This window comes from Glutamicibacter sp., assembly GCF_035257265.1.
Lineage (GTDB): Bacteria > Actinomycetota > Actinomycetes > Actinomycetales > Micrococcaceae > Glutamicibacter.
This window is the reverse complement of sequence record NZ_DATEXC010000056.1, coordinates 97,883-110,530: the sequence shown is the minus strand read 5'-3', so window position 1 is coordinate 110,530 and position 12,648 is coordinate 97,883. Positions and strand designations below refer to the sequence as shown.

Genomic DNA, 12,648 nt, shown 5'->3' with positions numbered 1-12,648 from the left:
GGTTCCTAGACGTTGAACCAGCTGCGCAGCGCATCCACGCGGTCGGTACGCTCCCAGGTGAAGTCGTTGTCGTCACGTCCGAAGTGGCCGTGCGCGGCGGTTTTACGGTAGATCGGACGCAGCAAATCCAGGTCTTCGATGATGCCCAGCGGGCGCAGGTCAAAGATCTCGTTGATGGCGCGGGTAATCTTGGACGGGTCCACGGTTTCGGTGTCGAAGGTCTCCACATACAGACCCACCGGACGAGCCACGCCAATGGCGTAGGCCACCTGAACTTCGGCGCGGCGGGCAAGCCCCGCGGCCACGACATTCTTCGCTACCCAGCGCATCGCGTAGGCGGCCGAACGGTCAACCTTGGAAGGATCCTTGCCGGAGAACGCGCCGCCGCCGTGGCGGGCGAAACCGCCGTAGGTGTCCACGATGATTTTGCGCCCGGTGAGTCCCGCGTCGCCTACCGGTCCGCCGATCACAAAAGGACCCGAAGGGTTCAGGATCACGTTGGTGCTTGAGGTGTCCAGATTTGATCGCTCAAGGATCGGGGTGACAACCTCTTCGAGCAGGTCTGCCTTCAAGGTCGCCAATTCGTATTCCGAGGCGTGCTGGCTGGAAACGACCACGGTGTCGATGGAGACCGGGGTGTCCCCGTCATAGCCGATAGTGACCTGGGTCTTGCCGTCCGGGCGCAGCAGCGGCATGCGTCCGTTCTTGCGCACCTGGGTCAGCCGCTCGGACAGACGGTGGGCCAGGAAGATCGGGGTAGGCATCAGCGAATCGGTTTCATCCGAGGCGTAGCCAAACATCAGGCCCTGGTCCCCGGCGCCCTGCATATCTCGTGGGTCTTTGGCGGTGCCTTCGCGTGCTTCCAGCGAGTTGAACACGCCGTCGTGGATTTCCTGGGACTGCTGTCCGATCGACACCGACACACCGCAGCGCGCTCCGTCAAAGCCGTTGGCCGAGGAGTCGTAGCCGATGTCCAGGATGGTGCTGCGCACGATCTCGGGGATCTCTACGTAGCCGTTGGTGGTCACCTCGCCGGCCACATGCACCAGTCCGGTGGTAGTCAGCGTTTCGACGGCGACCTTGGAGTTCGGGTCCTGCGCCAGCATGGCGTCGAGGATCGCATCCGAGATCTGGTCGCAAATTTTGTCTGGGTGTCCCTCGGTAACGGATTCCGAGGTGAAAAGACGAAGTTCGGGGGTAGTTGAAGTCACCTTTTTACTCTATCTGGTCTAACCGACCGATTGGCTTTAGTTGCGACGATACGTGACCAAACACCATATGGTGCGGCTCACTTTATGACGTGCGGATGTCCGATTATTGCGCCCGCGATCTGCTCTATGACCACCCGGGCTACCTCGAGCTTGCTTCCGGTAGCCTGCACGCTCGGAGCCTGCGAGGCAAAAAGCACCTGAATGCTGTTGGTATCCTGCCCAAAGGTCAGCTGCGCGCCCACCTCGTTGACTACGAGCATTTCGCAGCCCTTACGCGCCAGCTTCGAGCGCCCGTAGTCCAGCACGCTGCCCTGCTCGTCGCCGGTTTCGGCCGCGAACCCGACGATCAGTGAAGGCAGCGTCGCATCCTGCGCACGGGCCTGCACAATCTCCGCCAGAATGTCCGGGTTGCGCACCAAGGTGATCACCGGAGCGGAGTGTTCGTCGCGCTTTTTGATCTTCGAATTTTCGATGTTTGCCGGACGGAAGTCAGCCACCGCCGCGTTCATGATCAGCACATCGTGGCCCGGCGCCTCGGCGAACACCGCGGCGCGCAGTTCTAACGCGCTCGATGCATGCACCAGACGCACCCCAGCCGGCGGGGCAACTTCCAGGTGCGTGGCTAGCAGCGTTACCTCGGCGCCGGCATCACGGGCTGCCTGCGCCAGCGCCACACCTTGGCGGCCCGAGGATCGGTTGCCCAAAAAGCGCACCGGGTCCAAAGGTTCACGGGTACCGCCGGCGGTGATCAGCACACGCTGGCCGGCCAGGACCGGGGTACTCAGCAGCGGGGTAATCTGCGCAAAAATATCTTCGGGTTCTGGGAGTCGCCCGGGTCCCGAGTCTTTTCCGGTCAGCCGTCCGCTAGCCGGTTCGATGATAGTCACCCCACGTGAGCGCAGGGTGGCTACGTTGGCGCGGGTGGCCTCGTGCTGCCACATTTCGGTGTGCATTGCCGGGGCCATCACTACCGGAGCACGGGACGCCAGCAGCGTGCCGGTCAGCAAATCATCGGCGATCCCCGCCGCCGCCTTCGCCATCAGGTCCGCCGTAGCCGGCACAATCAGCACCAGGTCCGCTTGCTGGCCTAAACGCACGTGATTCACCGAATCCACCGCGTCGAAAACATTGGAGGTCACCGGATTGCCCGACAAAGCTTCCCAAGTGGCGTTGCCAACGAAGTTTTCTACCTTCGCGGTCGGGATGACGTCGACGTGGTGCCCGGCCTCTTTGAGCAGGCGCAGCAGCAACACGGACTTGTAGGCGGCGATCCCGGCCGAGACGCCCAAAACGATACGCAACACGCGAAAGATCCTTTGGTGATTTTTACCTGGTGGTTAAAGAAAAAAGATGGCGCCCGGTCGGGGCGCCATCTCTGATGTTAGTCTTCGGTAACTTCAGCCCGAGTGACCTTCAGTAGCTGGCTGTCCAGTTCGCGCAATGCGATGGTCAGTGGCTTTTCGTTCAACTTGGTCTCAACCAATGGACCAACATACTCGAACAGGCCTTCATTTAGCTGCGCGTAGTAAGCGTTGATCTGACGTGCGCGCTTTGATGCGTTGAGCACCAGCGCGTACTTCGAGTCGTTGGTCTCAAGCAACGAGTCGATCGATGGGTTAATGATTCCCTCTAGATTGGACACAGGACTCCCTTTAGTCATTCTTCAGGCCCATAAGGGCCACAAGCTCTTCGGCGGCGCGTGAAACATCATCATTGACGATGGTGACATCGAATTCTGATTCCGCCGCAAGTTCTAGTTTAGCGGTTTCTAGACGACGCTGCTGCTCCTGGGCCGTTTCGGTGCCGCGGCCTATCAGCCGGCGCACCAATTCATCCCAGGTTGGCGGGGCTAAAAAGACGAACGTTGCCTCAGGCAACGACTCTTTCACCTGCCGCGCACCCTGCAGATCGATCTCCAGCAGGACCTTCTTGCCATTAGCCACCGCGTCGTCAACCGTGGAGCGGATGGTCCCGTAGCTATTCTGCCCGTGCACCACAGCCCATTCCAGCATGTCACCGCCGTCGACCAGTTGATGGAACTTTTCAGGCCCGACGAAGAAGTAATGAACTCCATCCTCTTCGCCTGGCCGTGGGTCTCGGGTTGTGGCCGAGACCGAAAGCCAGACATCAGGATAGTTATCTCGGATGTAGGTGGAGACGGTGCCCTTACCTACGGCCGTGGGGCCGGCTAGAACAGTTACCGACGCAGCGGTCATTGACTACACTTTCGTTTTTGGTGGCGATTGCTTGAAGTGTTCGGTGATCGCCGTGCGCTGCTTACGGCCTAAACCGCGCAAGCGACGCGAAGGGGAAATGCCAAGACGTTCCAGCAGGTTTGCTGCACGAACTTCGCCAACACCCGGCACCGACTCCAGAAGGTCCATGACACGCATGCGTCCCACAGCCTCGTCTTCGTATACCAAGTCTAGTACCTCCGTGATGGAGATCTTGCCGGTACTGAACTGGGCTTTAAGTTCTGCACGGCGTGTGCGAGCTGCCAATGCCTTGGCACGAGCCCGAATACGGTCTTCGTCTGAGAGTTCTCGCAGTACCATCGTTCAGCCATCCTTCATGTGTAGTGGACTAAGGCTATGAGAGTGAACATAGCGATCAAACGCGCATTTTGCAAGAGTAATCGCGTTGTGGCTACCAGAAACTGTAGTAGCCACAACGCGATTGTGCTAGTTATTTAGCCCGCGGCCAGTAATTCATCACGAACTTGCGCCGCTTTCGCCCGCAAGGCGTTTACACTTGGCCCCACCTTGAGGATGTCCCGGCTGCTGGTACCCAGCACCTGTGAATAACTACCGGCAAAAGCGGCGGCGATATCAGCTGCCGTAGCTCCTTGGGCACCGAGCCCAGGGGTGAGCAATGGCGCCTTCGTTGCACTCAGATCGATGCCCAGTTTCTCCGGTGCATCGCCAATGGTTGCGCCTACCACCAGACCCACGTGGCCCATATCTTCAGCGCCCGCATTTTCTGCGGTGACTTGGTCAATAATCGATTTTGCAACCGACTTTTTACCACCAACGTGCTGCACGGAGGGTCCTTCAGGGTTCGAGGTGAGCCCCAGAATGAACACTCCGCGACCGGTCTGCGCGGCCAGGTCAATGGCCGGTCGAAGTGACTCATAACCCAGGTATGGGCTCAGTGTCACCGCGTCCGAAGCCAACGGGGAAGCGTCGTCCAACCATGCCGTGGCATAGGCCGCCATGGTCGAACCAATGTCGCCACGCTTGGCATCTGCCAGGGTTAATATTCCCGCAGATTTGGCCAAGCTGAGAGTTTCCTCCAAAACCGCAAATCCCGCGGACCCAAAACGCTCATACAGCGCGATCTGTGGCTTCACGATTGCTGCCACACCGCTCATGGCTTCCACCACGCTCAGTGAGAAAGATCGCACCCCAGCGGGGGTATTTTCCAGCCCCCACGCCTGAAGCAGCGCCGGGTGCGGGTCAATTCCCACACACAGCGGCCCGGCCGCCTCCATCGCCGCCCGGAGGCGGGTTCCGAAGTTAGGCATTACGCGCACCGCGCAGGTTCTGATCGTGCACCTGCAAGCTGGTGACATCCCACTCGTACTCACGCAGCGCGTCGATAGCCTGCACGCAGGCACCGAATTCGGCGACGGTAGTAATGATTGGGGTGCCCACCGATACCGCGGCGGCGCGGATCTCGTAGCCGTCCCCGCGTGCCTCGGAACCGGTTGGGGTGTTCAAGATCAGGCCGATCTGCCCGGCGTTGATCAGATCAACGATGGACTCCCCGCCCTCATGGACCTTGCCCACCACCTGGGTAGGGATGCCGTTGCGGCGCAGTACCTCGGCGGTGCCACCGGTGGACAGGATCTCAAATCCGTTGTCTGCCAGGTGCTTGACCGGGATCACGATGGAGCGCTTGTCACGATTGGTCACCGAAACGAAGACCTTGCCGCCGGTAGGCAGTGGGTTGTTCGCCGCTGCCTGGGACTTTGCGAAGGCGGTATCGAAGTACTTGTCGATACCCATGACCTCGCCGGTGGAACGCATCTCAGGGCCGAGCAGCGAATCGACGACCTTGCCCTCCGGGGTGCGGAAGCGCGCGAACGGAAGCACCGCTTCCTTCACCGCGATCGGCGCCGAATCCGGCAGGTGAGTGCCGTCTCCGGTAGCCGGCAGCGAGCTGCCGCGCAGTTCGGCGATGGTGTGCCCCACGCCGATCAATGCCGCAACCTTGGCCAGCTGCACGCCGGTAGCCTTCGAGGTGAATGGCACGGTGCGGCTGGCGCGTGGGTTCGCTTCGATGACGTAGAGAATATCTGAGGCGAGCGCGAACTGGATGTTGATCAGCCCGCGTACCCCCACACCTTCGGCGATGGCGCGGGTGGCTGCGGCCACGCGGTCGCGCACGTCCGGGCCCAGCGTGATCGGAGGCAAGGTGCAGGCCGAGTCGCCGGAGTGGATGCCAGCTTCCTCGATGTGCTCCATGATGCCGCCGACGTACAGGTCGGTGCCGTCGAACAGGGCATCCACGTCGATCTCGATCGCATCTTCCAGGAACCGGTCAACGAGGACCGGGTGATCGACGGTGATTTCGGTGGCGTTGGCGATGTAGCGTTCCAGGTTAGCCTCGTCGTAGACGATCTCCATCCCGCGGCCGCCGAGCACGTAGGAAGGACGTACCAAGACCGGGTAGCCGATCGAGTCGGCAATCTTCTTCGCATCATTGAAGGACACCGCGGTGCCATTCTTCGGGGCGATCAGCCCGGCGCTATCCAGCACCTGCTGGAAGGCGCCACGGTGCTCGGCGAGGTCGATGGCCTCCGGGGAGGTACCCAAGATCCGCACCCCGGCCGCCTTCAACTCGGCTGCGAGCTTCAGCGGGGTCTGCCCGCCAAGCTGCACGAACACCCCGAGCACTCCGCCGGTTTCTTCTTCCGCGTGGATGATCTCCAGCACGTCTTCCAAGGTCAGCGGCTCAAAGTAGAGACGATCGGAAATGTCGTAGTCGGTAGACACGGTTTCCGGGTTGCAGTTGATCATCACGGTGTCGTGGCCGGCTTCACGCAAGGCCATCACCGCGTGCACGCAGGAGTAATCGAATTCGATGCCCTGGCCGATGCGGTTCGGACCGGAACCGAGGATGATCACCGACGGCTTCTCGTGGGCGGTCACCTCGGTCTCTTCGTCGTAGGTCGAATACATGTACGGGGTGAATGCCTCGAACTCGGCCGCGCAGGTGTCCACGGTCTTGAAGACCGGACGCACCCCCAACGCATGACGGATCCCGCGGATGACCGCCTCGGGCTTGCCGGTGAGCTGGGCGATCTGCGCGTCGGAGAAACCGTGGCGCTTGGCTTCGCGCAGGACCTCTTCGGACAGGTCCTTATTCGCCGCGATCATCTGCGCGGTCTCGTTGATCAGCGCGAGCTGGTCCAGGTACCACGGGTCGATTGCGGTGGTTTCGAAGAGCTTCTCGATGGATACCCCGGAGAACAGCAGGCGCTGAACCAGCGAGAGGCGCTCGGTGGAGCCCTTCACGATCGAGGCGAGGACCGCCTCATGCTCTTCTTCGGCAATCGGCTCGAAGGAAAGCTCCGATCCCTTCTGCTCCAGGGAGCGCAGCGCCTTCTGCAGCGCTTCGGTGAAGTTACGGCCCAACGCCATCGCCTCGCCCACGGACTTCATGGTGGTGGTCAGCGTCTTATCGGCTGCCGGGAACTTCTCGAAGGCAAAGCGTGGGACCTTGACAACCACATAGTCCAGCGCCGGCTCGAAGGAGGCCGGGGTCTTCTGCGTGATGTCGTTCGGGATCTCATCCAGGGTGTAACCCAGCGAGAGCTTGGTGGCGATCTTCGCGATCGCGAAGCCGGTGGCCTTGGAGGCCAGCGCGGAGGAACGCGAAACGCGGGGGTTCATCTCGATGACGACCACTCGTCCGGTGTCCGGTTCGATCGCGAACTGGATATTGCAGCCACCGGTGTCCACGCCCACCTCGCGGATGACCGCGATGGAGATATCACGCAGGTTCTGGTATTCGCGGTCGGTCAGCGTCATGGCCGGGGCGACGGTGATCGAGTCGCCGGTGTGCACGCCTACCGGGTCGAAGTTTTCGATTGAACACACGACGACGACGTTGTCGTTCTTGTCGCGCATCATTTCCAGCTCGTATTCCTTCCACCCCAGGATGGACTCCTCCAGGAGCACCTCGGTGGTCGGCGAGTACTGCAGCCCGGCTCCGGCGATACGGCGCAGGTCTTCGGCGTCATAGGCCATGCCCGAGCCCAGGCCGCCCATGGTGAACGAGGGGCGCACTACCACCGGGTAGTTCAGAATCTCGACGGCGGCAAAGGCCTCGTCCAGCGTGTGCACGATCTGTGACTTAGCCGATTCGGCGCCGCAGCGCTCCACCACGCCCTTGAACTTCTCGCGGTCCTCGCCCAGCTCGATGGCTTCGATATTTGCGCCGATCAGTTCGACGTTGTACTTCTCAAGCGCGCCGGACTTATCCAGGGCGATGGCGGTGTTCAGTGCGGTCTGCCCGCCCAGGGTCGGCAGGATCGCGTCCGGGCGTTCCTTGGCGATGATCTTTTCGACAACTTCCGGGGTGATCGGCTCGATGTAGGTGGCATCGGCGAATTCCGGGTCGGTCATGATGGTGGCGGGGTTGGAGTTCACCAGGATGACCCGCAGGCCCTCCTCCTTGAGCACGCGCAGTGCCTGGGTGCCGGAGTAATCGAATTCGGCGGCCTGGCCGATGACGATCGGGCCCGAACCGATGACGAGTACTGAGGTGAGATCGGTGCGCTTAGGCATTACTTGCTGTCCTTATCTGCGGCGGAATCCATCGCGGAAACGAAACGGTCAAAGAGGTAGGCGGCATCGTGTGGACCGGATGCTGCCTCCGGGTGGTACTGCACGGAGAAGGCTGGGATGTCGAGGCATGACAGGCCCTCCACCACGTGGTCGTTCAGCGAGAAGTGCGATACTTCTACCCTGCCGAAGCGTGCGATCGGTGCGGTTGGCGTGCCTTCCAGCGGTGCGTCGACGGCGAAGCCGTGGTTCTGGCTGGTGATCTCCACACGCCCGGTGGACTTGTCCATGACCGGCTGGTTGATTCCGCGGTGTCCGAAGCGCAGCTTGTAGGTCTCAAAACCCAGCGCGCGGCCCAGGATCTGGTTGCCGAAGCAGATGCCGAAGTACGGCATGCCGGCGTCGAGCACTTCACGGACCAGTTCCACCTGTGCGGTAGCTGCCGCCGGGTCACCGGGGCCGTTGGAGAAGAACACACCGGTGGCGCCGGTGGCCTTGATTTCTTCAAGTGTCGCGTTGTACGGCAGAACGTGCACGCGCAGTCCGCGTTCGGCCAGGCGGTGCGGGGTCATCGACTTCATGCCCAGGTCCACGGCGGCCACGGTGTGCAACGGCGCACCGCTGAATCCGTGATCGGCAGGCTCCACGGTGTAGGCGGCGGCTACCGAAACCTCGGCGGAGATGTTCCGTCCGGCCATCGCTGGCTGCGCCTTGACGGCGGCGATCAGCTCGGCGTCGGACTGTGCGGCGGCCTCACCGGAGAAGATTCCGGACTTCATGGCCCCGGCATCACGCAGGTGACGGGTCAGCGCGCGGGTGTCCACGTTGCGGATACCAACAATGCCGTAGGTCACCAGGTCTTCATCCAAGGTGCGGTCGCTGCGCCAATTGCTGGGGCGCCGGGCCGCGTCGCGCACTACATAGCCGGCCGGCCACATGCGCGTGGACTCCGGATCTTCGCTGTTCACGCCGGTGTTCCCCACGTGCGGGAAGGTCTGCACGACGATCTGGTGCGCGTAGGAAGGGTCGGTCAATGTTTCCTGGTACCCGGTCATTCCGGTGGTGAACACTGCTTCGCCAAGGCTTGTGCCTACGGCGCCGTAGCTGCGTCCACGGAAGATGCGGCCATCTTCGAGTACCAGCACTGCTGGTAGGTTGCTCAGGGAATTCACTTAGTTTGTCTCCTGCTCGGCCGCGTCGGCTTGGTGCGACGCCAGCAACTGATAAATCTTTGCGGTGTCCTCGTGGTAGCGAGGACGGAATCCGGTATCGAAGGTGAAATCATCCTTCGTCCAGGTGATCACGATCAGCCCGTCACGTTCGACGAACTTGCCGACCATGCCGGCGGACCGGGCCACCTTCACAAACGCGTTCCACGGAATGTGCAGGTCGGTGGTGCCTGGACGGAGCAGATGCACCCCGGCGCTGCCCAGTTCCAAGGTGGCGTTCGAACGTACTCCGAGCTGATGGACCGCGATCCGGTCCAACCAGTCCTCATAGCGGGTGGTGGCCACGTACATGCCGGTGAACTGGTGTTCCGGCTCGTCGTCGAACTGCGCATACGGCGCCGGGATGGCGCTCTGCCGTCGTTTCATATTGCGCCAGCCAATCAGGATCAGCGCACAGAAAAGTACCGCGATCCCGATGGTGACCAGCACGCTGGTCAGTTCCCCGCTAGTCATGAGCCACCCGCGGGGTAGCCAGCGCGCCGTCAAGCACGGTGGGGTGACCGTGGAAGAAGGTGGCGCGTACCGCACCTGGCAGCTCCATTCCGGCAAACGGCGAGTTGCGCCCCTTGGTGGCCATCGTGGACGGGTCCACGATCCAGCGTGCCGCCGGGTCCACCAGGGTCAGGTTGGCCGGTTCACCTACGGCGATCGGGCGGCCCTGATCTTCCAGGCTGCCGATCTTCGCCGGGGTGAACGAGGTAATCCGCGCTACGTCGGCCCAGGAAAGCAGCCCGGTCTGAACCAGCGTGTGCTGCACGATGGACAGTGCGGTTTCCAACCCGGTCATGCCCATGGCGGCCGCACCCCATTCGCAGTCCTTCGCTTCGGAAGGGTGCGGGGCATGGTCGGTGCCGATCACGTCGATGGTGCCATCGGCGACTCCCGCACGCAGCGCCAGCACATCTTCTTCGCGGCGCAGCGGCGGATTGACCTTGAAGACCGGATCGAAGGTTTTCACCTTTTCATCGGTCAGCAGCAGGTGGTGCGGGGTGACCTCGGCGGTGACGCAGATGCCGCGCGCCTTGGCCCAGCGGATAATCTCCACCGATCCGGCGGTTGACACGTGGCACACGTGCAAGCGGGCACCGACATGTTCTGCAAGCAGCACGTCGCGGGCGATGATCGACTCTTCGGCGACCGCCGGCCAGCCGGTCATGCCCAGCACCGCGGACACCTCGCCCTCGTTCATTTGGGCGCCCTCGGTGAGCCGTGGTTCCTGGGCGTGCTGGGCGATCACCCCGTCGAAGGCCTTCACATATTCCAGTGCACGGCGCATCAGCAGCGGATCCCAGACGCAGATCCCGTCATCGGAGAACATCCGCACCTTCGCGCGGGAGTCTGCCATGGCGCCGATCTCGGAGAGCTGCTGCCCGCCCAGTCCTACGGTGACCGCACCGACCGGGCGTACATCCACCCAGCCCGCCTTGCGGCCCAGCTCGTAGACCTGCTCCACGACGCCGGCGTTATCTGCCACCGGGGTGGAGTTGGCCATCGCGTGCACCGCGGTATAACCGCCGCGCGCGGCGGCCTGGGAACCGGTCTCCACGGTTTCGGCGTCCTCACGGCCAGGTTCGCGCAGGTGCGTATGCGGGTCAACCAGACCCGGCAGCAGCACCAGCCCGGCGGCTTCGATCACCGTCGCCTCGGCGTCATGGAGCTCACCGAGCTGCGCGATCTTACCGTCGATGATCAGCACGTCGGTAGCTTGACCGCCCAGAACGGCGGCCTGTCGAATCAAATACTTCATCTTAGGTTCCTTAGATCAAATCGCCGGACAGCAGCATGTAGAGGCTTGCCATGCGGACCGCCACGCCGTTGGTGACCTGTTCCAGGACCATCGACGCTGGCGAATCTGCGGCAGCCGAGGATATTTCAAGACCGCGGTTCATCGGGCCAGGGTGCAAGATCAGTGTGTCGTGCCCCTTGGCTTCAAGCGCTTTGAGGCGGGTGTCATCCAGTCCCCAGTAGCGCGAGTATTCGCGGGGGTTCGGGAAGAACGCTGCCCGCATCCGCTCACCTTGCACACGCAGCATCATCACCGCATCGACTCCGGATTCGATCACCGCGTCCAGCGAGTAACTGATTCTGCACGGCCAAGCGCCCGCACCGACCGGCAGCAGCGTGGGCGGGGCAACCATGGTCACCGAAGCGCCTAAGGTGTTCAGCAGCCACAAATTTGAGCGGGCCACCCGGCTATGCAGGATGTCGCCGACAATTGCGACCTTCAGCCCGTCCAGACCCCGGCCTACCGGAGAGACGCCCTCGCGCAGCGCCAGCTGGCGGCGCAGCGTAAACGCGTCGAGCAACGCCTGGGTGGGATGTTCGTGGGTGCCATCCCCGGCGTTGACAATCGGCAACCCGATCCAGTCGGTGGCAGCCAGCCGTGCCGGCGCCCCGGAGTCAGGGTGGCGGATCACTACCGCGTCCGCGCCGATGGCCAGCAGCGTCTGCGCGGTGTCCTTGAGCGATTCGCCCTTGGAGACCGAGGAGCCCTTGGCGGAAAAGTTGATCACGTCGGCGCTCAACCGCTTGGCGGCCGCTTCGAAGGAGATACGGGTGCGGGTGGAGTCCTCAAAAAACAGGTTCACCACGGTGCGCCCGCGCAACGCCGGGAGCTTTTTCACCTGGCGGGTGCCGGTTTCGCGCATTTCTTCGGCGATGTCCAGAATCGCGATGGCTTCTTCGCGGCTTAAATCCGCGGTGGACAGCAGGTGCTTCATGCGCTGGCCTCGATGACCACTTCGTTGCTTCCGTCGATCTCGGCCAGATGCACGCGCACCTTTTCGCTTTTTGCCGTGGGGAGGTTTTTGCCTACATGGTCCGCACGGATCGGCAGCTCGCGGTGTCCGCGGTCAATCAGCACGGCCAGACGCACAATGCGTGGCCGTCCCCAGTCCGACAGCGCGTCCAGCGCGGCGCGAATGGTGCGCCCGGAATAGAGTACATCGTCTACCAGGACGACCACCTTGCCGTCGATGCCGCCTGCGGGCAGGCGCGTGGGCGCCGGGGTGCGGGTGGTGGAGTGACGCAGATCGTCACGGTACATGGTGATGTCCAGCTGTCCGACCAGCGACGCGGGGTCCAGCTGGTTCGGCGTCGAAGCGGCGATGCGTTCGGCCAGGCGCTGGGCCAGCGGATAACCGCGACTCGGAATGCCCAGCAGCACCAGATCTTCGGTGCCCTTGTTGGCTTCGATAATTTCGAAGGCCACACGGGTCAGTACACGTTCGATGTCTTCGCCGGTCAAAACCGTGCGAGCCACATCGTGCTGTGAATTTTCATTCATCTGTGTGCACCTCTCCCTTCTCCGCCTCACGGGACGGGATTTAAAGGAATATTGCTAGTTCAAATTATCACGATCCGGCCATCATTCCCTAGCGGAAACCTATGCATACCCGTGAATAGTGCGTGACTTCT

12 protein-coding genes are annotated in these 12,648 nt (G+C 62.2%); all 12 read right to left on the bottom strand.

Annotated features, from left to right (window positions below; genetic code table 11):
* Positions 1-5: 5 nt before the first annotated feature.
* Positions 6-1,211, bottom strand: coding sequence for a methionine adenosyltransferase (metK, locus tag VJ369_RS15915; protein WP_324093015.1), 1,206 nt, complete (start codon positions 1,209-1,211; stop codon positions 6-8).
* Positions 1,212-1,288: 77 nt separating this feature from the next.
* The gene (gene coaBC / locus VJ369_RS15910; protein ID WP_324093099.1) at positions 1,289-2,512 is read right to left on the bottom strand and encodes a bifunctional phosphopantothenoylcysteine decarboxylase/phosphopantothenate--cysteine ligase CoaBC; all 1,224 of its coding nucleotides are present in this window, start codon (positions 2,510-2,512) and stop codon (positions 1,289-1,291) included.
* 80 nt (positions 2,513-2,592) lie between these two features.
* Positions 2,593-2,871, bottom strand: coding sequence for a DNA-directed RNA polymerase subunit omega (rpoZ, locus tag VJ369_RS15905; protein ID WP_096257750.1), 279 nt, complete (start codon positions 2,869-2,871; stop codon positions 2,593-2,595).
* Positions 2,864-3,427 carry a guanylate kinase gene (gene gmk / locus VJ369_RS15900; RefSeq protein WP_324093014.1) on the bottom strand — a complete coding sequence of 188 codons (564 nt, stop codon included), beginning with the start codon at positions 3,425-3,427 and terminating at the stop codon, positions 2,864-2,866. Before gmk ends, rpoZ begins: the two co-directional genes overlap by 8 nt.
* 3 nt (positions 3,428-3,430) lie before the next feature.
* On the bottom strand, positions 3,431-3,766 hold the full coding sequence (gene mihF, locus VJ369_RS15895) for an integration host factor, actinobacterial type (RefSeq protein WP_096257752.1): 336 nt from the start codon (positions 3,764-3,766) through the stop codon (positions 3,431-3,433).
* Positions 3,767-3,900: 134 nt separating this feature from the next.
* Positions 3,901-4,734 carry an orotidine-5'-phosphate decarboxylase gene (gene pyrF / locus VJ369_RS15890; RefSeq protein ID WP_324093013.1) on the bottom strand — a complete coding sequence of 278 codons (834 nt, stop codon included), beginning with the start codon at positions 4,732-4,734 and terminating at the stop codon, positions 3,901-3,903.
* Positions 4,727-8,005, bottom strand: coding sequence for a carbamoyl-phosphate synthase large subunit (carB, locus tag VJ369_RS15885; RefSeq protein ID WP_324093012.1), 3,279 nt, complete (start codon positions 8,003-8,005; stop codon positions 4,727-4,729). Before carB ends, pyrF begins: the two co-directional genes overlap by 8 nt.
* Complete coding sequence (gene carA, locus VJ369_RS15880; protein ID WP_324093011.1) at positions 8,005-9,174, bottom strand: glutamine-hydrolyzing carbamoyl-phosphate synthase small subunit; 1,170 nt, start codon at positions 9,172-9,174, stop codon at positions 8,005-8,007. The genes carB and carA overlap by 1 nt, the downstream gene beginning before the upstream one ends.
* On the bottom strand, positions 9,175-9,684 hold the full coding sequence (locus VJ369_RS15875) for a hypothetical protein (RefSeq protein ID WP_324093010.1): 510 nt from the start codon (positions 9,682-9,684) through the stop codon (positions 9,175-9,177).
* Positions 9,677-10,978 (bottom strand): dihydroorotase, encoded by a 1,302-nt coding sequence (locus VJ369_RS15870; protein ID WP_324093009.1) that lies wholly within the window; start codon positions 10,976-10,978, stop codon positions 9,677-9,679. The genes VJ369_RS15875 and VJ369_RS15870 overlap by 8 nt, the downstream gene beginning before the upstream one ends.
* Before the next feature lie 10 nt (positions 10,979-10,988).
* The gene (locus tag VJ369_RS15865) at positions 10,989-11,951 is read right to left on the bottom strand and encodes an aspartate carbamoyltransferase catalytic subunit (RefSeq protein ID WP_324093008.1); all 963 of its coding nucleotides are present in this window, start codon (positions 11,949-11,951) and stop codon (positions 10,989-10,991) included.
* The gene (pyrR, locus tag VJ369_RS15860; protein ID WP_324093007.1) at positions 11,948-12,517 is read right to left on the bottom strand and encodes a bifunctional pyr operon transcriptional regulator/uracil phosphoribosyltransferase PyrR; all 570 of its coding nucleotides are present in this window, start codon (positions 12,515-12,517) and stop codon (positions 11,948-11,950) included. The genes VJ369_RS15865 and pyrR overlap by 4 nt, the downstream gene beginning before the upstream one ends.
* Positions 12,518-12,648: the final 131 nt, after the last annotated feature.